Genomic DNA, 21,688 nt, shown 5'->3' with positions numbered 1-21,688 from the left:
GTGGGAGCGAGCAGGCTCGCTCCCACAGGGGATCCATTTGCATTGAGGATTGGGCAAAAGCGTGCATAGAGTGTTGTTCACTATTGTTCATTGTCAATCACCCCGACTGTTCAAAAGTGTTCAGCTGTGAACGCCGCTTGCCCCCGTAAACACTGCTTCTCAAGACAAATCAAGCACTTGCCATTTCTGGCACGAATGTCGCTCTGTTGCTCCGGTCGCTTGACTCCAAAAATAAAAAAGGCCGAGCCATGTCACTCACCCTGGAGCACGTCAGCCGTACCGTCGAGGGCCAGATCTGGATCGACGATGCGTGCCTGAAATTCGAACCCGGATCCTTCAACGTTCTGCTCGGGCGCACGCTGTCCGGAAAGACCAGCCTCATGCGTCTGATGGCCGGCCTCGACAAGCCCGACAGCGGCCGCGTGCTGATGAACGGCGTCGACGTCACCCAGCGCCCGGTGCGGCTGCGCAACGTGTCGATGGTCTATCAGCAGTTCATCAATTACCCGACCATGACCGTGTTCGAGAACATCGCCTCGCCACTGCGCCAGGCCGGCATCTCGAAAGAGATCATCCACAGCAAGGTGCAGGAAACCGCACGCATGCTGCGCATCGAGAAGTTCTTGCAGCGCTATCCGCTGGAGCTCTCCGGTGGGCAGCAGCAGCGCACGGCCATGGCCCGCGCGCTGGTCAAGGATGCTGAACTGATCCTCTTCGACGAGCCGCTGGTCAACCTCGACTACAAGCTGCGCGAAGAGCTGCGTCAGGAAATGCGCGAGCTGTTCAAGGCCCGCCACACCATCGCCATCTACGCCACCACCGAACCCAACGAAGCGCTGGCCCTCGGCGGCACCACCACCATCCTGCACGAAGGCCGGGTGATCCAGAGCGGGCCGTCGACCGAGGTCTATCACCAGCCGCAAACCGTGTTGGCGGCGGAATTGTTCTCCGAACCACCGATCAACCTGATGCCCGGACGCATCGCCGGCAACGAAGTCAGCTTCGCCAATTTTGTGCACTTCCCGCTGAACGTCGATCTGCGCCCGGTAGGCGAGGGCGAGTTCCGCTTCGGCGTGCGCCCCAGCCATATCTCACTGGTGCCGAGCAACGATGACGACCTCGAACTGGCGGTGACCGTCGAGGTCGCCGAAATCAGCGGTTCGGAAACCTTCCTGCATGTGCGCAACGAGCATTTCCTGCTGGTGCTGCACTTGCCCGGGGTTCACGAATACGACGTCGATGCGCCGATCCGCATCTATATCCCGACCCACAAACTGTTCGTTTTCGATGCGCAGGGCCGTCTGGTGCAAGCACCGGGCCGGCGTGTCGCGAGGGTTGCCTGATGGCCGAAATCCGTTTGCAACACCTCGCCCACAGCTACAGCAAAACCCCGAGCGGCGCCGAGGATTATGCGATCCGCGAGATGGATCACGTCTGGGAGCAGGGCGGCGCCTATGCTTTGCTCGGCCCGTCCGGTTGCGGCAAGTCGACCTTGCTCAACATCATTTCCGGCCTGCTCAGCCCGTCCCAGGGCCATGTGTTGTTTGACGGCAAAGCGGTCAATGACCTGACGCCGGAGAAGCGCAACATCGCCCAGGTTTTCCAGTTTCCGGTGGTCTACGACACCATGACCGTGTTCGACAACCTCGCCTTCCCGCTGCGAAACCAGGGCATGGCCGAGGCGAAAGTGCACAGCAAGGTGCAGGAAATTGCCGAAGTGCTCGATCTGCAGAATCTGCTGAGCAAAAAAGCGCGCAATCTCACCGCCGACGAAAAGCAGAAAGTCTCCATGGGCCGTGGTCTGGTGCGCGATGACGTCTCGGCGATCCTCTTCGATGAGCCGCTGACGGTGATCGACCCGCACTTGAAGTGGAAACTGCGGCGCAAGCTCAAGCAGATCCATGAGCAGTTCAACATCACCATGGTCTACGTCACCCACGATCAGCTCGAAGCCTCGACCTTCGCTGACAAGATCGCGGTGATGTACGGCGGCCAGATCGTCCAGTTCGGCACGCCACGGGAATTGTTCGAGCGGCCGAGCCACACCTTTGTCGGCTATTTCATCGGCAGCCCGGGGATGAATCTGATCGAGGTGCAGCCGCAGCCCGGTGGTGTCGGTTTCGCCTCGACGCACCTGCCGCTGTCCGACGCCTTGCAGCGCCATATCGAGCACGGCCAGTGGAAAAATCTCAAGGTCGGCATCCGCCCCGAATTCATTCATGTGTGGGACGAGCCGTTTGACGACGCGATGCAGGCAAAAGTCGTACACGTCGAAGACCTCGGCACCTACAAGATCATGACCCTCAACCTCGACGGCGCGCCGTTGAAGGTGCGCCTGGCTGAAGACAAACCGGTGCCTCAAGGCACGGCTTACATCAGTTTTCCGGCGCAATGGCTGATGGTCTATGCCGATGAGTTTCTCCTGGAAGTCAGCGACGAGGAGGTGCAGCCATGAACAAGGTGCAGAACAACAAGGCCTGGTGGCTGGTGTTGCCGGTGTTCCTGCTGGTGGCGTTCAGTGCGGTGATCCCGATGATGACCGTGGTCAACTATTCGGTGCAGGACATCTTCGACCAGTCCAGCCGCTACTTCGTTGGCGCTGACTGGTACAAGCAAGTGCTGCTTGACCCGCGTCTGCATGATTCGCTGCTGCGCCAGTTCATCTATTCGGCCTGCGTGTTGCTGATTGAAATCCCCCTGGGCATCGCCGTCGCGCTGACCATGCCGACCAAGGGTCGCTGGTCCTCGGTGGTGCTGATCATTCTGGCGATTCCGTTGCTGATTCCGTGGAACGTGGTCGGCACCATCTGGCAGATCTTCGGCCGCGCCGACATCGGCCTGCTCGGTTCCAGCCTCAACGCGATGGGCATCAGCTACAACTACGCGGCCAACACCATGGACGCCTGGGTGACGGTGCTGGTGATGGACGTCTGGCATTGGACTTCTCTGGTCGCGCTGTTGTGTTTCTCCGGCCTGCGGGCGATTCCCGACGTCTATTACCAGGCCGCGCGCATCGATCGCGCCTCGGCCTGGGCAGTGTTCCGCCACATTCAGTTGCCCAAACTGAAAAGCGTGCTGCTGATCGCGGTGATGCTGCGCTTCATGGACAGTTTCATGATCTACACCGAGCCGTTCGTGCTCACCGGTGGCGGGCCGGGCAATGCCACGACGTTCTTGAGTCAGACGTTGACGCAGATGGCTGTAGGGCAATTCGACCTCGGTCCGGCAGCGGCGTTTTCGCTGGTGTACTTCCTGATCATCCTGTTGGTGTCCTGGCTGTTCTATACCGCCATGACGCACTCCGACGCCAACCGCTGAGGCCCGGCCATGAGCAAGAAAAAGCTTATTCCGTTGCTGGTCTACATCCTGTTCCTGCTGGTGCCGATCTACTGGCTACTGAACATGTCGTTCAAGAGCAACACCGAAATCCTCGGCGGCCTGACGCTTTTCCCACAGGAATTCACGTTGGCGAACTACAAGGTGATCTTCACTGATCCGAGCTGGTACACCGGCTACTTGAACTCGCTGTATTACGTCAGCCTCAACACGGTGATTTCCCTGAGCGTGGCGTTACCGGCGGCTTACGCGTTTTCACGCTATCGTTTCCTCGGCGACAAGCATCTGTTCTTCTGGCTGCTGACCAACCGCATGGCGCCGCCGGCGGTGTTCTTGCTGCCGTTCTTTCAGTTGTATTCGTCGATCGGCCTTTTCGACACGCATATCGCCGTGGCTTTGGCGCACTGCCTGTTCAACGTGCCGCTGGCGGTGTGGATTCTCGAAGGTTTCATGTCCGGCGTGCCCAAGGAGATCGACGAAACGGCCTACATCGACGGCTACAGTTTCCCCAAGTTCTTCGTGAAGATTTTCATCCCGTTGATCGGTTCCGGTATCGGCGTCACGGCGTTTTTCTGCTTCATGTTTTCCTGGGTCGAGCTGCTGCTGGCGCGCACGCTGACCTCGGTCAACGCCAAGCCGATTGCGGCGGTGATGACGCGCACGGTGTCGGCGTCGGGGATCGATTGGGGCGTGCTGGCGGCGGCGGGGGTGTTGACCATTCTGCCGGGCATGCTGGTGATCTGGTTTGTACGCAACCACGTGGCCAAGGGCTTTGCCCTCGGTCGAGTCTGAGGAGCTGATGATGGAATGGATGAGCTGGACGACACCGACCGCCGCGTTCTTCATCGGCATCGGTCTGATTCTGGTGGGCATGACCACCTGGGAATTGCGCTCGCCGAGCATTCTGCGGCGAGGGTTTTTGCCGATTGCCACCACCCGTGGCGATCGCTTGTTTATCGGTCTTCTCGGCAGCGCCTACCTGCATTTGCTGGTAATCGGCGTCACCGACTGGAGCATCTGGGTAGCGTCCGCGTTGTCCCTGGTGTGGCTGTTGGCTGTGATGCGTTGGGGCTAGTCGAATCGTTCGGCAACGCGGCTCCACAACTTAAACAGGAGGTCTCTATGTTCGATAAAAACAATAAGCTGCGACATAGCATTTCATTGGCAGCCATGCTGGCACTCAGCGGTCTGAGCGCATCTGCCTGGGCCGACGCCTACGAAGATGCTGCGAAAAAATGGATCGGCAGCGAGTTCAAGCCCTCGACCCTGACGGCCGAACAGCAGCTCGAAGAATTGAAGTGGTTCATCAAGGCCGCCGAGCCGTTTCGCGGCATGGACATCAAGGTGGTTTCGGAAACCCTGACCACTCACGAATACGAGTCCAAGGTGCTGGCCAAGGCCTTCAGCGAAATCACCGGGATCAAACTAACCCACGACCTGCTGCAGGAAGGCGACGTGGTCGAGAAAATGCAGACGGTGATGCAGTCGGACAAGAACATCTACGACGGCTGGGTCAACGACTCCGACCTGATCGGCACGCACTTTCGCTACGGCAAGACCGAATCGATCACCGACCTGATGGCCAACGAAGGCAAGAACTTCACTTCGCCGACCCTCGACATCAAGGACTTCATCGGCATCTCCTTCACCACCGCGCCGGACGGCAAGATCTATCAACTGCCCGACCAGCAATTCGCCAACCTGTACTGGTTCCGTGCCGACTGGTTCGAGCGCGCCGATCTGAAAGCCAAGTTCAAGGAAAAGTACGGTTACGAGCTGGGCGTACCGGTGAACTGGTCGGCCTATGAAGACATCGCCAAATTCTTCAGCGAAGACGTCAAGGAAATCGACGGCAAACGCGTCTACGGCCACATGGATTACGGCAAGAAAGACCCGTCGCTGGGCTGGCGCTTCACCGATGCCTGGTTCTCCATGGCCGGTGGCGGCGACAAGGGACTGCCCAACGGCTTGCCGGTGGACGAGTGGGGCATCCGCGTCGAGGACTGCCACCCGGTCGGCTCCAGCGTGACCCGTGGCGGCGACACCAACGGCCCGGCGGCGGTGTTTGCCACCACGAAATACGTCGACTGGCTGAAGAAATACGCACCACCGGAAGCGGCCGGCATGACTTTCTCCGAGTCCGGCCCGGTGCCGTCGCAGGGCAACATCGCCCAGCAGATCTTTTGGTACACCGCGTTCACCGCCGACATGACCAAACCCGGCCTACCGGTGGTCAACGCCGACGGCACGCCGAAATGGCGCATGGCGCCGTCGCCTAAAGGCCCGTATTGGGAAGAGGGCATGAAGCTCGGCTATCAAGACGTGGGGTCGTGGACGTTCATGAAATCCACGCCTGAGAAACAGAAACTCGCGGCGTGGCTGTACGCGCAGTTCGTTACGTCGAAAACTGTTTCGCTGAAGAAAACCATCGTCGGTCTGACACCTATTCGCGAGTCGGACATCAACTCGCAGGCCATGACCGATCTGGCGCCGAAACTCGGTGGTCTGGTCGAGTTCTATCGCAGCCCGGCCCGCGTGCAATGGTCGCCGACCGGCACCAACGTGCCCGACTATCCACGTCTCGCTCAGCTGTGGTGGAGCCATATCGCCGAAGCCGCCAGCGGCGAGAAAACACCGCAACAAGCGCTCGATGGCCTGGCCAAGGATCAGGACCGCATCATGGAACGCCTCGAACGCTCCAAGGCCCAGGCCGTGTGCGCACCGAAAATGAACCCGGAACGCGATGCGCAATACTGGTTCGATCAACCGGGCGCACCGAAACCGAAACTGGCCAACGAGAAGCCGAAGGGCGAAACCGTGAGCTATAGCGAACTGCTTAAATCCTGGGCGGATGCGCGCAAGTGATGTTGGAAATGTGAGAAGCGAACGGCACCGGAAGGTGCCGTTTTTTTTGCTGCCGGATCTGCCGCTTTCGCGAGCAGGCTCACTCCTGCTGGGTGTGCGATGCACCCGGATGCTATGAGCGACACACACACCTGTGGGAGCGGGCTTGCCCGCGATGACGCTTGCACAAACGCCGGCGATATCGACTTCTGCTACAAACAAAAAACGGCACCCGAAGGTGCCGTTTCCATTCCAGCCAGATCAGCCGAGCAATCAGCCCGCCAGACCCGCCTGCTGTACCAGCACCAGCAATGGCTGCGGGTACACGCCCAGGAAGAATGCGACCAGGGCGATGGCCAGCAGCATCACGCCGCCTGCCTTCTGTTCCCAGTGCAGCTGGGCGTCGTGGCGACGCAGGTTAGGCTCGATCAGGTACAGGGTGACCATCACGCGCAGGTAGTAGAAAACGCCGATGGCGCTGCCCAGTACCAATGCGCCGACCAGCCACCACTGACGCGTTTCGACGCCGCTGGCGATGATGTAGAACTTGCCGATGAAGCCGGCGGTCAGCGGGATGCCGGCCAGGGACAGCATCATCACGGTCAGCACGGCGGTCAGGTACGGACGGCGCCAGAACAGGCCGCGGTACTCGTACAGCGCGTCAGCGTCGCGGCCGTTGTACGGCGACGACATCAGGGTGATCACGCCGAACGCGCCGAGGCTGGTGATGACATAAGTCACCAGATAGACGCCGATGGCTTCCACCGCCAGACCCTTGCTCGCCACCAGCGCGATCAGCAGATAGCCGAAGTGCGCAATCGACGAGTAACCGAGCAGACGCTTGAGGTTGCTCTGGGTCAGGGCCAGCAGGTTACCGAACAGGATCGAGGCGACCGCGATCACGCTGAGCACATCGCTCAGCACACCACTGCTGGCAGCAGGGGAGAGCTGGAACAGACGCACCATCACCGCAAACACTGCGACCTTCGAAGCGGTAGCGAGGAACGCCGCCACCGGTGCCGGAGCACCTTCGTAGACGTCCGGCGTCCACAGGTGGAACGGTACCAGCGACAGCTTGAACGCCAGACCGATCAGCATCATGCCCAGGCCCAGTTGCGCCAGCGGGCTTGGCAGACCGGTTGCAGCCAAGGCCTGACCGATGCCGACGAAGCTCAGCGAACCGGCGTCGGCGTAGAGCAGCGCCATACCGAACAGCAGGAACGCGGAACCGGCGGCCGACAGCACCATGTACTTGATGCCGGCTTCCAGCGAACGCTTGTTGAAGAAGGCGTAAGCCACCAGACCGTAGACCGGTACCGAGAGCAGTTCCAGACCGATGAACAACCCGGCCAGGTGCTGCGCGCTGACCAACACCAGACCACCGGCGGCGGCCATCAGGATCAGCAGGTACAGTTCTTCGCGATTGCCCGGGTAGCCCGAACCGCCATCACCCAAATAGGCGTGGGCGAGGGTGACGCAGGCGAGGGTGGCGACCAGGATCATCGCCATGTACAGGCAGGCAAACGCGTCGATCTGCAGCAACGGGGTCACGGCCAGAGGCGCGACTTTCAACGCAGGCAGGATCGACAGCAGGGCCAGGTTCAGACCCGCCACCGAAATCAGGAAGGTCTGCGAGTGGTTGCGGCGCCAGGCGATTGCCAGCATCACCACGATAATGGTGAGGCTGGTGATCAACAGTGGCGCAAGCGCAATAAAGTGTTGAATCGTGAATTCCATAGCGCTCTTACCGGGCCGAAGCGAGTTGAGAGAAGGCGGTGCCGAGCCACTGCTGCACGCCATGCATGGTGGCGGCAGAGGTGTCGAGGAACGGTTGCGGGTAGACGCCGAGGTAAATCAGCAACACCGCCAGACCGAGCACCATGATCAGTTCGCGCGCGTCCATGCCGTGCAGCACCGCGTCGGATTTCGACGGGCCGAAGTAGGCACGGTGAATCATGATCAGCGAGTAGACCGAACCGAACACCAGACCGGAAGTGGCAATCGCCGTGACCCATGGAGCGCTGGCGAAGGAACCGATCAGGATCAGGAACTCGCCGACAAAGTTACCGGTGCCCGGCAAGCCCAGCGACGCCGCCGCGAAGAACAGGCTGATCGCCGGCAGGTAAGCGATACGTGACCACAGACCGCCCATCTCACGCATGTCACGCGTATGCAGACGCTCGTACAACTGACCGCTGAGGATAAACAGCGCCGCTGCCGACAGACCGTGCGCCAGCATCTGGATCACTGCGCCTTGCAGCGCCAGTTGGCTGCCGGAGTAGATACCGATCAACACGAAGCCCATGTGGGAAACGGAAGAGAAGGCAATCAGACGCTTGATGTCGGTTTGCGCGAACGCGAGGAACGCGCCGTAGAAGATTCCGATCAGACCCAGGGTCATGGCGATCGGCGCGAACTCGGCCGAAGCGTTCGGGAACAGCGGCAGGGCGAAACGCAGCAGACCGTAGGCCGCGGTTTTCAGCAGGATACCGGCGAGGTCGACGGAACCGGCAGTCGGTGCCTGGGCGTGAGCATCAGGCAGCCAGGAGTGGAACGGAACCACTGGCAGCTTGACCGCGAAGGCGATGAAGAAGCCGAGCATCAGAATGTACTCGGTGGTCATCGACATCTTGGTTTTCAACAGGTCGGCGTAGTTGAAGGTGATCACGCCGGTATTGTTGAAGTTGACCAGCACCAGACCGAGGATCGCCACCAGCATGATCAGGCCGGACGCCTGAGTGAAGATGAAGAACTTGGTCGCTGCGTAGATCCGGGTTTTCTTGCCGTCCGAAGAACTGTGACCCCAGAGCGCGATGAGGAAGTACATCGGCACCAGCATCATTTCCCAGAAGAAGAAGAACATGAACAGGTCGAGGGCGAGGAACACGCCGACCACACCGCCCAGGATCCACATCAGGTTCAGGTGGAAGAAGCCAACGTGACGTTGAATCTCTTTCCACGAGCAGAGTACCGAGAGGATACCCAGCAGACCGGTCAGCAGGATCATCAACAGCGACAGGCCGTCGAGGGCCAAGTGCACGTTGATGCCGAAACGCTGGATCCAGACATGCTTGAACTCAAGCGCCCAGGTCGGATCGGCGCCCGGCGCCGGTGCGAATGAATAGTCACCGTGGGCCCACAGCCAGAGGCCGAGCGCGAGTTCCAGGGTCATGGTCAACAGCGCAATCCAGCGCGGGAGGGTAGCGCCGAAGCGCTCACCCATCCAGCACAGCAGGCCGCCGATGAAGGGGATCAGGATTAGCCAAGGCAGAATCATGACGGGCTCGTTTCCTTTCGCAAATTCGCAAGGTTCATATCAGACCGCTACCAGCACGATGGCGCCTATCACCAGCACGGCACCAGCAGCCATCGAGGCGGCGTACCAACGCAGTTGACCGGTCTCGGTGCGGCTCAGGGCAGTGTGACCACCCTTGGCCATACGCGGGATCAGACCGATGGTCTGGTCGAGCGGGTCTTTGCGCAGTACATGGCTGATCGCAAGGTACGGCTTGACGAACAGTTTGTCGTAGATCCAGTCGAAGCCCCAGGCAGCGAACCACCAGGCCGAAAGGAAACGGCCGATGCCGCTGTTGGCGATCGCCGTGACGAAGCGACGCTTGCCAAGGAACAGCAGCGCTGCCAGCAGGATACCGGCCAGGGCGATGGCGCCCGAGGCGATTTCCAGACTGTGCTTGGCTTCGCCACCGGCATGCCCGACGCTTTGCGGCAGTACGCCGTGCAGCGGCGGCACGATCATCGCGCCGACGAAAGTCGACAGCACGATCAGCACCGACAATGGCAGCCAGTGAGCAATGCCGTGGCCGGCGTGGGCTTCGGTCTTGGCTTCACCGTGGAACGCGATGAAGATCAGGCGGAAGGTGTACAGCGACGTCATGAACGCACCGACCAGACCTGCGTAGAGCAGACCCTGGTTGCCGCTGGCGAACGCTTCCCAGAGGATTTCGTCCTTGGAGTAGAAGCCTGCGGTAACCAGTGGCAGAGCGGCCAGCGCGGCACCACCGACGATGAAGCTGGCGTAGGCCAGTGGCAGTTTCTTCCACAGCCCGCCCATCTTGAAGATGTTCTGCTCGTGGTGGCAGGCAACGATCACCGCACCGGAAGCAAGGAACAGCAGGGCCTTGAAGAAGGCGTGGGTCATCAGGTGGAAGATCGCGCCTTCCCAGGCACCAACGCCCAGCGCCAGGAACATGTAGCCGATCTGGCTCATGGTCGAGTAGGCGAGGATACGTTTGATGTCGGTCTGCACCAGCGCGGCGAAACCGGCCAGTACCAGGGTCACGCCACCGACGATGCCGACGAGGTGCAGGATGTCCGGCGCCAAGGCAAACAGACCATGGGTACGGGCGATCAGGTAGACACCGGCGGTGACCATGGTCGCGGCGTGGATCAGTGCCGAAACCGGGGTAGGGCCGGCCATCGCATCCGCGAGCCAGGTTTGCAGCGGCAGTTGCGCCGATTTACCGACAGCACCACCGAGCAGCATCAGGGTTGCCAGAACGATCCAGAAGTCGCCGACCTTGAAGTGCTCCGGCGCACGTACCAGCAGTTCCTGGACGTTCAGCGTGCCCAGTTGCTGGAACAGGATGAACAGGCCGATGGCCATGAACACGTCGCCGATGCGGGTGACGATGAACGCCTTGAGTGCCGCGTTACCGTTGTTGCGGTTGCTGTAGTAGAAACCGATCAACAGGTACGAGCACAGGCCCACGCCTTCCCAACCGAAGTAGATGAACAGCAGGTTATCGCCGAGGATCAGGAACAGCATGCTGGCGATGAACAGGTTGGTGTACGAGAAGAAGCGCGAGTAACCGTCTTCGCCACGCATGTACCAGGACGCGAACAGGTGGATCAGGAAGCCGACGCCGACGACCACGCCGAGCATGGTCACCGACAGGCCATCCAGGTACAGCGCGAAGTTCGGCTGGAAACCTTCCACCGACATCCAGCGCCACAGCACCTGGGTGTACACGCCACCCTCCGGCGGTGCGACGTTGAATTGCCAGATCACGTAAGCGGTGACGATGGCCGACAGGCCGATCGAACCGACACCGATCAGCGCCGAGAGGTTTTCCGAGAAGCGGCCGCGCGAGAACGACAGCAACAGGAACCCGATCAGAGGGAATACGAAAGTCAGAAAGAGTAGGTTCATCCGCGCATCTCACTGGCAGCGTCGATATCGAGCGTGTGGAAGCGGCGATACAGTTGCAGCAGGATCGCCAGGCCAATACTGGCCTCGGCCGCTGCAAGGCTGATCACCAGGATGAACATGATCTGTCCATCCGGCTGCGCCCAGCGGGCGCCCGCGACGATGAAGGCCAGGGCAGAGGCGTTCATCATCACTTCCAGACTCATCAACACGAACAAAATGTTGCGGCGGACCATCAGGCCGACCAGACCAAGGCAGAACAGGATGCCGGCGACGGCCAGTCCATGTTCGAGAGGGATAGCAGGCATGTCTTACTCCTTCGCCTCGTTACGGCCCAAATGGAACGCCGTGACGGCTGCGGCAAGCAGCAGCATCGAGGCGAGTTCGACCACCAGCAGGTACGGGCCGAACAGGCTGATGCCCACGGCTTTCGCGTCTACGGTGGTGTGGCCGATGGCCTGGCCGCTCTGGTGAGCGAACAGCACATACAGCAGTTCGGCCAGCAGCAGCGCGGCAAGAATCACCGGTCCTGCCCAGATGCCGGGTTTGAGCCAGGTGCGTTCCTGTTGCACCGAGGCGGGACCGAGGTTGAGCATCATCACCACGAACACGAACAGCACCATGATGGCGCCGGCGTAGGCGATCACTTCCAGCACACCGGCGAACGGCGCGCCGAGGGCGAAGAAGGTCATGGCCACGGCGATCAACGAGATGATCAGGTAGAGCAGGGCGTGCACGGGGTTGGTGTTGGTGACCACACGCAGCGTGGACACCACAGCAATACCCGATGCGAAATAGAAAGCGAATTCCATCGTTCTTCCTTAAGGCAGCAAGCTCTTCACGTTGATCGGTTCGGCTTCGTTCTGCGCAGCGCCTTTCGGCTTGCCAGCGATTGCCATACCTGCAACACGATAGAAGTTGTAATCAGGGTTTTTGCCGGGGCCGGAGATCAAAAGATCTTCTTTCTCGTACACCAGGTCCTGACGTTTGAACTCGGCCATCTCGAAATCCGGGGTCAGCTGGATCGCGGTGGTCGGGCAGGCTTCCTCGCAGAGACCGCAGAAAATGCAGCGCGAAAAGTTGATCCGGAAGAAGTCCGGGTACCAGCGACCGTCTTCGGTTTCAGCTTTCTGCAGCGAGATGCAACCCACCGGGCAGGCCACGGCGCACAGGTTGCAGGCTACGCAGCGTTCTTCGCCATCGGGGTCGCGGGTCAGGACGATGCGGCCACGGTAACGCGGCGGCAGGTAGACCTGCTCCTCGGGGTATTGCAGGGTGTCGCGCTTGCGAAAGCCATGGCCGAAGACCATGACCAGGCTGCGCAACTGGGTACCGGTACCCTTAACGATGTCGCCAATATATTTGAACATGGGTCAAATCCTCACTGAACCGCAACCGCAGGCGTGTTCATCAACACAACCGCAGCGGTCACCAGCAAATTGATCAGGGTCAGTGGCAGGCAGAATTTCCAGCTGAAATCCATCACCTGGTCATAACGCGGACGCGGGATGGAAGCGCGCAGCAGGATGAACAGCATGATGAAGAACGCGGTCTTCAGTGCGAACCAGACGAAGGACAGTTGCGGCAGGATGCCGAACGGACCGTGCCAGCCACCGAAGAACAGGGTGACCAGCAGCGCCGAGATCAGGATGATGCCGATGTATTCACCGACGAAGAACATGCCCCATTTCATACCGGCGTATTCAATGTGGTAACCGTCGGCCAGTTCCTGTTCCGCTTCCGGCTGGTCGAACGGGTGACGGTGAGTCACGGCGACGCCAGCGATGAAGAAGGTACAGAAACCGAAGAACTGCGGAATGATGAACCACAGGTTCTGCGCCTGGTACTCGACGATGTCGCGCATGTTGAACGAGCCGACCTGGACCACGATGCCCATCAGGGCCAGGCCCATGAACACTTCGTAGGACACGGTCTGCGCCGAGGCACGCAAGCTGCCGAGCAGGGCGAACTTGTTGTTGCTCGACCAGCCGGCGAAGAGCACCGCGTAGACCGACAGACCGGCCATGGCGAAGAAGAACAGCAGGCCGATGTTCAGATCCGCCACGCCCCAGGTCGGGGTGATCGGGATGATCGCGAAGGCGATCAGCAGGGCGGACATGGCCACCACCGGCGCCAGGGTGAAGATCACCTTGTCGGCAAACGGCGGCGTCCAGTCTTCCTTGAAGAACATCTTCAGCATGTCGGCGGCGATCTGGAACATGCCGAACGGGCCAACGCGGTTCGGACCGTAACGGTCCTGCCACCAGCCCAGCAGGCGACGTTCGACAAAGCTGAGCAAGGCGCCTGCGACCACCACGGCCAGCAGGATCACGATGGCTTTGATGACCGTCAGGATCACATCGATCACTTCAGGGGTGAACCAGGTCATTGCGCTGCCTCCTGCAGACCGTCGACGGACACGCCGGCGAATGCCGGTGGAATGCCGGCGATGCCCGCAGGCAATGCCACCAGACCGGCGCCCAGTTCTTCATTGATGCGCAGCGGCAGACGCAATGTCTGACCGGCCACGTTCAGGCTCAGCAGGGCACCGTCGTTGACGCCGAGGCGATCCGCTTCGGATTTCGCCAGCGCGACGTAAGGTGCCGGGATGCGTTCCTGTACCGGGGCGGCTTTCGAAGAGTTTTCTTCGCTGCCGAACAGGTGGAAGAACGGCACGGCTTGCCAGGTACCCGGCGCCGGGTTGAACGCACGCGGCGCAGCGGCGAACCAGTTCAGCGAATCACCGGTGCTTTCGATCAGGCGCGTGCCCGGGTCGCCAGCACGCAGATGACCACCGACTTCGTCCTGGAACTTGTTCCACGCTTGTGGCGAGTTCCAGCCCGGCGACCATGCGAATGGCACCTGCTGACGCGGTTCGGCGGAGCCCGAGTAACCTTCCATGGAGAAGGCGAACGCGGTGTCCTGGTCTTGCGGGGTGCGTGGTTCGTGAACGCTGATGTCGGCGCGCATGGCGGTGCGACCGGAATAACGCAGCGGCTCACGGGCCAGTTTCAGACCCTTGATGCGGAAAGCCGCCGACGGTGCAGCATCGACGATGCGCGCCAGTTGCGCGGTGCTCGAGGCAACGGCAGCGGTGACGTGGTCGAGTTGCGTCCAGTCGATCGGCTGGTTCAGCAGGGTCGCGCGCAGGGCGTGCAGCCAGCGCCAGCCTTCGTGCACCAGAATGCTCGCGTCCAGGTATTGCGGATCGAAAACCTGGAAGAAGCGCTGGGCGCGGCCTTCCTGGCTGACCAGCGTACCGTCGCCCTCGGCGAAGCTCGCCGCTGGCAGAACCAGGTGCGCGCGATCGGTGGTGGCGGTTTTCTGATGGTCGGCAACGATCACCACTTTCGCGGCGTTCAATGCAGCATCGACCTTGGCGTTGGCAGTGCGGGTGTACAGATCGTTTTCCAGCACGACGATAGCGTCGGCCTTGCCATCGATGACCGCTTGCAGCGCGGCGTCGACCGACTCGCCACCGAGCATGGCCAGACCGAGGCTGTTGGCCTCCGGCACGATCAGGCTGATCGAACCGTTCTTCTCGCGCAGCTTCAGGGCCTTGGCGATGTTCGCGGCGGCTTCGATCAAGGCTTTGGAGCCCAGCGAAGTACCGGCGATGATCAGCGGACGCTTGGCGGCGAGCAGGGCATCGGCGATGCGCTGCGCCAGTTCCAGGGCTTCGGTGTCCAGACCTTCAACGGCCGGAGCGCTGGCATCCAGCGCGTGAGCCACGGCGAAACCGATGCGCGCCAGATCGTCGGGAGCGGCGTGTACGCACTCTTCGGCAACGTCGTCGAGCTTGGTTTCGGCGAGGCTGGCGATGAACAGCGGGTTCAGCGCGTGCTGGCCGATGTTCTTCACTGCCGCATCGAGCCAAGGCTGGACGCGCATGGCTTCGGCCATGTCTTCAGCCTTGCCCTTGACCGACTGACGCAGAGCCAGCGCCATACGCGCGGCGGTCTGGGTCAGGTCTTCGCCGAGGACGAAAATCGCGTCGTGGTCTTCGATGTCGCGCATATTCGGCACTGGCAGCGGGCTGTCGTTCAGCACCTGCAGGACCAGACGGATGCGCTCCAGCTCGGAGGCTTCGATACCCGAATAGAAGTGCTCGGCACCAACCAGTTCGCGCAACGCGTAGTTGCTTTCGAGGCTGGCACGCGGCGAACCGATGCCGACGATGTTGCGCCCGCGCAGCAGGTCAGCGGCTTTGTCCAGCGCAGCGTCGAGGCCGAGCTTGGTGCCATCGGCCAGCAGCGGCTGACGTGGACGGTCGGTGCGGTTGACGTAGCCATAACCGAAACGGCCACGGTCGCAGAGGAAGTACTGGTTCACCGAACCGTTGAAACGGTTTTCGATGCGACGCAGTTCACCGTAACGCTCGCCCGGGGAGATGTTGCAACCGCTCGAGCAGCCGTGGCAGATGCTTGGTGCGAACTGCATGTCCCACTTGCGGTTGTAGCGCTCGGAGTGAGTCTTGTCGGTGAACACACCGGTCGGGCAGACCTCGGTGAGGTTGCCGGAGAACTCGCTTTCGAGGGTGCCGTCTTCAACGCGACCGAAGTACACGTTGTCGTGGGCGCCGAATACACCGAGGTCGGTGCCGCCGGCGTAGTCCTTATAGAAACGCACGCAGCGGTAGCAAGCGATGCAGCGGTTCATTTCGTGGGAAATGAACGGGCCCAGTTGCTGGTTCTGGTGGGTGCGTTTGCTGAAGCGATAACGGCGCTCGTTGTGGCCGGTCATCACTGTCATGTCTTGCAGGTGGCAGTGACCGCCTTCCTCGCACACCGGGCAGTCGTGCGGGTGGTTGGTCATCAGCCATTCGACAACGCTGGCGCGGAACGCCTTGGATTCTTCATCGTCGATGGAGATCCAGGTGTTGTCGGTGGCCGGGGTCATGCAGGACATGACGATGCGACCACGGGTGTCGTTCTCGTCGGTGTACTGCTTGACCGCGCACTGGCGGCAGGCCCCGACGCTACCAAGCGCGGGGTGCCAGCAGAAATATGGAATGTCGAGGCCCAGCGACAGACATGCCTGTAACAGGTTGTCTGCCCCGTCGACTTCGAGCGCTTTGCCGTCTACGTGGATAGTGGCCATGGTTCAAAGGTCTTCGTTGGCCCGGTGTCAGCGGGCGTGGCTAATGGAATCTTGTTATGCGTCCGAATCCAAACAGCCCCGAAGGGCGTCATCGGACGAAAGGCGAAGGGCACGGACCCTTCGCCTTTTTAAGCGTTTACGCGCCGACTACGATCGGCCTTGCCAGAGGCGGGACGGCGGCGCTGACAGGCGCGATACCGGCTTCGAACTCTGGACGGAAGTATTTGATGGCGCTGCCCAGCGGCTCCACGGCACCCGGTGCGTGAGCACAGAAGGTCTTGCCCGGGCCGAGGAAGCCGACCAGACCCAGCAGGGTCTCGATGTCGCCCGGCTGGCCCTTGCCCTGTTCGATGGCCATCAGGAGCTTGACGCTCCATGGCAGACCATCGCGGCACGGGGTGCAGAAACCGCAGGATTCGCGTGCGAAGAACTGCTCCATGTTGCGCAGCAGCGAGACCATGTTGACGCTGTCATCCACCGCCATCGCCAGACCGGTACCCATCCGGGTGCCGACCTTGGCGATGCCGCCGGCATACATTTGTGCGTCGAGGTGCTCGGGCAGGAGGAAACCGGTACCGGCGCCGCCTGGCTGCCAGGCCTTGAGCTTGAAGCCGTCGCGCATGCCGCCGGCGTAGTCTTCGAACAGTTCACGACCGGTGACGCCGAACGGCAGTTCCCACAGGCCCGGGTTCTTGACCTTGCCGGAGAAACCCATGAGCTTGGTGCCCATGTCTTCGGAACCTTCGCGGGCCAACGATTTGTACCAGTCAACGCCGTCGGCAATGATCGCCGGCACGTTGCACAGGGTTTCGACGTTGTTCACGCAGGTCGGCTTGCCCCACACGCCGACGGCGGCAGGGAAGGGCGGCTTGGAGCGCGGGTTGGCGCGGCGGCCTTCGAGGGAGTTGATCAGTGCGGTTTCTTCACCGCAGATGTAACGCCCGGCGCCGGTGTGGACGAACAGCTCGAAATCGAAACCCGAACCGAGAATGTTCTTGCCCAGCAGGCCGGCCGCCTTGGCTTCTTCCACGGCACGGTTGAGGTGCGTGGCGGCGGTGGTGTATTCGCCGCGCAGGAAGATGTAGCCACGGTAGGTTTTCAGCGCGCGGGCACTGATCAACATGCCTTCGATCAGCAGATGGGGCAGTTGCTCCATCAGCATGCGGTCTTTCCAGGTGTTCGGCTCCATTTCATCCGCGTTGCACAGCAGGTAGCGGATGTTGATGGATTCGTCCTTGGGCATCAGGCCCCACTTCACGCCAGTGGGGAAGCCGGCGCCGCCGCGACCCTTGAGGCCAGCGTCTTTGACGGTCTGGACGATAGCGTCCTGATCCATGTCGGCGAAGGCTTTGCGTGCAGCGGCGTAACCGTTCTTGGCCTGGTATTCGTCGAGCCACACGGCTTCGCCGTCATCGCGCAGACGCCAGGTCAGCGGGTGAGTCTCGGCCGAGCGCTGGATGCGGTTGGCTGGACCAAAAGATGTCAGGGTCATACGTAGCCCTCGAGCAGTTTGGCCACGCCAGCAGGCTGCACGTCGCCAAAGGTGTCGTCGTCGATCATCAGCGCCGGTGCCTTGTCGCAGTTGCCGAGGCAGCAGACAGGCAGCAGGGTGAAACGACCATCGGCGGTGGTCTGACCCAGGCCGATGCCCAGATTGTTCTGGATTTCGCTGACCACCGACTCGTGGCCGCCGATGTAGCAGACCATGCTGTCGCAGACGCGAATGATGTGACGGCCGACCGGTTGACGGAAGATCTGGCTGTAGAACGTCGCCACGCCTTCAACGTCGCTGGCCGGGATGCCGAGGATTTCGCCGATCGCGTAAAGGGCGCCGTCCGGCACCCAGCCACGTTCCTTCTGAACGATCTTCAGGGCTTCGATCGACGCTGCGCGCGGGTCTTCGTAGTGATGCAGCTCGTGCTCGATGGCCGAGCGCTCGGTTTCACTCAAGGTGAAACGGTCTGTCTGGATAAGCGTGCTGTTCATGCTTAGCGGTCCACGTCGGCCATAACGAAGTCGATACTACCCAGGTACGCAATCAAGTCCGCGACCATGCTGCCTTTGATCACCGAAGGGATCTGCTGCAGATGCGGGAAGCTCGGAGTACGGATCCGGGTACGGTAGCTCATGGTGCCGCCGTCGCTCGTCAGGTAATAACTGTTGATGCCCTTGGTCGCTTCGATCATCTGGAAGGATTCGTTGGCCGGCATGACCGGGCCCCACGAAACCTGCAGGAAGTGCGTGATCAGGGTTTCGATGTGCTGCAGCGTGCGCTCTTTCGGCGGCGGCGTGGTCAGCGGGTGATCCGCCTTGTACGGGCCTTCCGGCATGTTGCGCATGCATTGATCGATGATCTTGATGCTCTGGCGCATCTCTTCGACGCGAACCATGCAGCGGTCGTACGCATCGCCGTTGACGGCGAGCGGCACTTCGAATTCGAAGTTCTCGTAGCCCGAGTACGGACGCGCTTTGCGCAGGTCGAAATCGCAACCGGTCGAACGCAGGCCGGCACCGGTGACGCCCCATTCCAGGGCCTCTTTGGTGTTGTAGGCGGCAACGCCGATGGTACGACCCTTGAGGATGCTGTTCTGCAGGGCGGCCTTGGTGTATTCGTCCAGACGCTTGGGCATCCACTCGACAAAATCCTTGACCAGTTTTTCCCAGCCGCGCGGCAGGTCGTGGGCGACGCCGCCGATGCGGTACCAGGCCGGGTGCAGACGGAAACCGGTAATCGCCTCGATCACCGTGTACGCCTTCTGGCGGTCGGTGAAGGTGAAGAACACCGGGGTCATGGCGCCGACGTCCTGGATATAGGTACCCAGGAACAGCAGGTGACTGGTGATCCGGAAGAACTCGGCCATCATGATGCGGATGACGTCGACTTTCTGCGGCACCTTGATGCCGGCCAGCTTCTCGACCGAGAGCACGTACGGCAGGTTGTTCATCACGCCGCCGAGGTAGTCGATGCGGTCGGTGTACGGAATGTAGCTGTGCCAGGACTGGCGCTCGCCCATCTTCTCGGCGCCACGGTGGTGGTAACCGATGTCCGGGACGCAGTCGACGATCTCTTCGCCGTCCAGCTGCAGGATGATGCGGAACGCACCGTGCGCCGAAGGGTGGTTCGGGCCGAGGTTGAGGAACATGTAGTCCTCGTTGGCACCGGAACGCTTCATGCCCCAGTCTTCCGGACGGAAACGCGCGGCTTCTTCCTCCAGCTGCTGCTTGGCGAGGTTGAGGCTGTATGGGTCGAATTCGGTGGCGCGCGCCGGGAAGTCCTTGCGCAGCGGGTGACCTTCCCAGGTCGGCGGCATCATGATGCGCGACAGGTGCGGGTGGCCTTTGAAGTCGATGCCGAACATGTCCCAGACTTCGCGCTCGTACCAGTTGGCGTTCGGCCAGATGCTGGTAACGGAAGGCATGCTGAGGTCGCCTTCGGACAAGGCCACCTTGATCATCACGTCACTATTACGCTCCAGCGACATGAGGTGATAGAACACAGTGAAATCGGCGCCGGTCGGCAGCCCTTGACGCTTGGTGCGCAGACGCTCGTCCACGCCGTGCAGGTCATAGAGCATGACGTACGGCTTGGGCAGGTTGCGCAGGAAAGTCAGGACTTCAACCAGTTTGGCACGGGCCACCCACAGCACCGGCATGCCGGTGCGGGTTGCCTGCGCGGTGAACGCTTCGGCGCCAAAACGGTTGTTCAGTTCGACGACCAGATCCTGGTCGTCTGCCTTGTAAGGCGGGATGTACAGAGCACTGCCTGTAGTCATGGTTATTTTTTCGCTTTCGGTCAACGTAAAGAATGAAGCCAGCTTCTCGTTACTTGGAACAGAACTGGATCAGACTTCGTCAGGGCTGCGCAGATTGGTGACTGCGATTCGCTGTTCGCGGCGCTGTTCCTTCTGCGATGGCATGTCGGCGCGATACACGCCTTGATCACCAACGACCCAGGAAAGCGGACGACGCTCCTGTCCAATCGATTCCTGCAACAGCATCAAGCCTTGCAGAAATGCTTCCGGACGGGGCGGGCAGCCAGGTACGTAGACGTCCACGGGCAGGAACTTGTCCACCCCTTGAACCACGGAGTAGATGTCGTACATGCCGCCGGAGTTGGCGCACGAACCCATGGAGATAACCCATTTCGGTTCGAGCATTTGCTCGTAGAGACGCTGGATGATCGGCGCCATCTTGATGAAGCAGGTACCGGCGATAACCATGAAGTCGGCCTGACGCGGCGAGGCCCGGATCACTTCGGCGCCAAAGCGCGCGATGTCGTGGGGCGCCGTGAAGGCGGTGGTCATTTCCACGTAGCAGCACGACAGGCCGAAGTTGTACGGCCACAGGGAGTTCTTACGTCCCCAGTTGACCGCGCCACTCAGCACGTCTTCCAGCTTGCCCATGAAAATGTTTTTGTGGACTTGATCTTCTAACGGATCGGCAACGGTTTCCCGCTGGCCAATCGGATACTGCTCGTTAGGAGCATCGGGGTCGATCCTGGTGAGATTGTATTGCATTGCCAAAGCCTCATTGTTTCAGCTTCGCCTGCCGCTTGCGACGAGCTTCCGGAGCCCAGTCAAGGGCGCCCACTCGGAACAGGTAGACAAGACCTGCCAACAGAATTGCTATGAAAACGAGAGCTTCGACGAATCCGGTCCAGCCGCTTTCGCGGACGGACACAGACCATGCAAAGAGAAAGAGGGCTTCGATATCGAAGATCACGAAGAGCATCGCGACCAGATAGAATTTGGCTGAGAGCCGCAAGCGGGCGCCACCGGTAGGTAGCATGCCCGACTCGAACGGTTCGTTTTTGCTGCGACCCCAGGCTTTTGACCCGAGGAGGCTGGAGACGCCAAGCATGAAGGCACACAGGCCGACGACACCCAGAAGGAAAATGGCAAAGCCCCAGTTGTGGGCCATGAGTCCTGTCGCTTCGGGCATGCTGGTAATCCTTAACAGAGAGCAAAGGTCTCTGAGCTTGATAAAGAAATAAGGCAGTGACGATATGTCGCAGCAATCAATCGGGCTGATTTTATGGCTAAACACCCGGCAAGTAAAATTCCAAAGGCGAAATTATTTACCGGATTAAGGACATAGCGCCTCCTGAAAGCGCTGCGGCCCATGCGTTGCGGGCATTAGCCGGGTTTCCATCAATTATGTTTTGTAGAGTTTGTAACGAACATAGTTGCGGCTAAATGATAATTAATATCGTTTGGCGTGGTTTTGTAACTGTTTAACGAG

Annotated in this window: 19 protein-coding genes; 6 read left to right on the top strand and 13 right to left on the bottom strand. The window is 60.7% G+C overall.

Annotated elements, in window-relative coordinates:
• Positions 1 to 248 precede the first annotated feature (248 nt).
• From J5M66_RS14895 to J5M66_RS14870, 6 genes are read left to right on the top strand one after another with little or no spacing between them, the layout of a single operon-like run.
• Positions 249 to 1,343, top strand: a complete 1,095-nt coding sequence (locus J5M66_RS14895; protein ID WP_125918071.1) for an ABC transporter ATP-binding protein — start codon at positions 249 to 251, stop codon at positions 1,341 to 1,343.
• On the top strand, positions 1,343 to 2,455 hold the full coding sequence (locus J5M66_RS14890; RefSeq protein WP_041477087.1) for an ABC transporter ATP-binding protein: 1,113 nt from the start codon (positions 1,343 to 1,345) through the stop codon (positions 2,453 to 2,455). The genes J5M66_RS14895 and J5M66_RS14890 overlap by 1 nt, the downstream gene beginning before the upstream one ends.
• Positions 2,452 to 3,318, top strand: a complete 867-nt coding sequence (locus J5M66_RS14885) for a sugar ABC transporter permease (protein WP_007912484.1) — start codon at positions 2,452 to 2,454, stop codon at positions 3,316 to 3,318. The genes J5M66_RS14890 and J5M66_RS14885 overlap by 4 nt, the downstream gene beginning before the upstream one ends.
• A 9-nt stretch (positions 3,319 to 3,327) precedes the next feature.
• Entirely contained in the window at positions 3,328 to 4,128 is an 801-nt protein-coding gene (locus J5M66_RS14880; RefSeq protein ID WP_073471306.1) for a carbohydrate ABC transporter permease, read from the top strand.
• A 10-nt stretch (positions 4,129 to 4,138) separates the two neighbouring features.
• The gene (locus J5M66_RS14875; protein ID WP_038861868.1) at positions 4,139 to 4,411 is read left to right on the top strand and encodes a DUF2160 domain-containing protein; all 273 of its coding nucleotides are present in this window, start codon (positions 4,139 to 4,141) and stop codon (positions 4,409 to 4,411) included.
• A gap of 47 nt (positions 4,412 to 4,458) precedes the next feature.
• A complete protein-coding gene (locus J5M66_RS14870) occupies positions 4,459 to 6,201 on the top strand; it encodes an ABC transporter substrate-binding protein (protein WP_101159117.1) in 1,743 nt (580 codons plus the stop codon).
• 252 nt (positions 6,202 to 6,453) lie between these two features.
• On the opposite strand, the gene nuoN is transcribed toward J5M66_RS14870, so the two are convergent.
• The 13 genes from nuoN to J5M66_RS14805 form a co-directional block, all read right to left on the bottom strand.
• Entirely contained in the window at positions 6,454 to 7,917 is a 1,464-nt protein-coding gene (nuoN, locus tag J5M66_RS14865) for an NADH-quinone oxidoreductase subunit NuoN (protein WP_024013420.1), read from the bottom strand.
• Positions 7,918 to 7,924: 7 nt separating this feature from the next.
• Entirely contained in the window at positions 7,925 to 9,457 is a 1,533-nt protein-coding gene (nuoM, locus tag J5M66_RS14860) for an NADH-quinone oxidoreductase subunit M (protein WP_016775285.1), read from the bottom strand.
• A 39-nt stretch (positions 9,458 to 9,496) separates the two neighbouring features.
• On the bottom strand, positions 9,497 to 11,350 hold the full coding sequence (nuoL, locus tag J5M66_RS14855) for an NADH-quinone oxidoreductase subunit L (RefSeq protein ID WP_024013419.1): 1,854 nt from the start codon (positions 11,348 to 11,350) through the stop codon (positions 9,497 to 9,499).
• Positions 11,347 to 11,655: an NADH-quinone oxidoreductase subunit NuoK gene (nuoK, locus tag J5M66_RS14850; RefSeq protein WP_003180046.1), complete on the bottom strand. Its 309-nt coding sequence runs from the start codon at positions 11,653 to 11,655 to the stop codon at positions 11,347 to 11,349. The genes nuoL and nuoK overlap by 4 nt, the downstream gene beginning before the upstream one ends.
• A gap of 3 nt (positions 11,656 to 11,658) precedes the next feature.
• Complete coding sequence (gene nuoJ, locus J5M66_RS14845) at positions 11,659 to 12,159, bottom strand: NADH-quinone oxidoreductase subunit J (protein ID WP_007951462.1); 501 nt, start codon at positions 12,157 to 12,159, stop codon at positions 11,659 to 11,661.
• 9 nt (positions 12,160 to 12,168) lie between these two features.
• Positions 12,169 to 12,717, bottom strand: coding sequence for an NADH-quinone oxidoreductase subunit NuoI (gene nuoI, locus J5M66_RS14840; RefSeq protein ID WP_016775283.1), 549 nt, complete (start codon positions 12,715 to 12,717; stop codon positions 12,169 to 12,171).
• An 11-nt stretch (positions 12,718 to 12,728) separates the two neighbouring features.
• Positions 12,729 to 13,736 carry an NADH-quinone oxidoreductase subunit NuoH gene (nuoH, locus tag J5M66_RS14835; protein WP_016775282.1) on the bottom strand — a complete coding sequence of 336 codons (1,008 nt, stop codon included), beginning with the start codon at positions 13,734 to 13,736 and terminating at the stop codon, positions 12,729 to 12,731.
• Positions 13,733 to 16,447: an NADH-quinone oxidoreductase subunit NuoG gene (gene nuoG / locus J5M66_RS14830; RefSeq protein WP_122612131.1), complete on the bottom strand. Its 2,715-nt coding sequence runs from the start codon at positions 16,445 to 16,447 to the stop codon at positions 13,733 to 13,735. The genes nuoH and nuoG overlap by 4 nt, the downstream gene beginning before the upstream one ends.
• 136 nt (positions 16,448 to 16,583) lie before the next feature.
• A complete protein-coding gene (gene nuoF / locus J5M66_RS14825) occupies positions 16,584 to 17,939 on the bottom strand; it encodes an NADH-quinone oxidoreductase subunit NuoF (protein ID WP_207808120.1) in 1,356 nt (451 codons plus the stop codon).
• Entirely contained in the window at positions 17,936 to 18,433 is a 498-nt protein-coding gene (gene nuoE / locus J5M66_RS14820) for an NADH-quinone oxidoreductase subunit NuoE (protein WP_003223804.1), read from the bottom strand. The genes nuoF and nuoE overlap by 4 nt, the downstream gene beginning before the upstream one ends.
• Before the next feature lie 2 nt (positions 18,434 to 18,435).
• Complete coding sequence (gene nuoC, locus J5M66_RS14815; RefSeq protein ID WP_207808121.1) at positions 18,436 to 20,220, bottom strand: NADH-quinone oxidoreductase subunit C/D; 1,785 nt, start codon at positions 20,218 to 20,220, stop codon at positions 18,436 to 18,438.
• A gap of 69 nt (positions 20,221 to 20,289) precedes the next feature.
• Positions 20,290 to 20,964: an NADH-quinone oxidoreductase subunit B gene (locus tag J5M66_RS14810; protein WP_016775278.1), complete on the bottom strand. Its 675-nt coding sequence runs from the start codon at positions 20,962 to 20,964 to the stop codon at positions 20,290 to 20,292.
• Between the two features lie 10 nt (positions 20,965 to 20,974).
• On the bottom strand, positions 20,975 to 21,388 hold the full coding sequence (locus J5M66_RS14805) for an NADH-quinone oxidoreductase subunit A (RefSeq protein WP_003223812.1): 414 nt from the start codon (positions 21,386 to 21,388) through the stop codon (positions 20,975 to 20,977).
• Positions 21,389 to 21,688 lie beyond the last annotated feature (300 nt).

This window comes from Pseudomonas sp. 67(2021), from assembly GCF_017491835.1.
Classification (GTDB): Bacteria; Pseudomonadota; Gammaproteobacteria; order Pseudomonadales; family Pseudomonadaceae; genus Aquipseudomonas; species Aquipseudomonas atacamensis.
The sequence above is the reverse complement of the archived record's forward strand: the minus strand, read 5'-3'. Positions and strand labels throughout refer to the sequence as shown.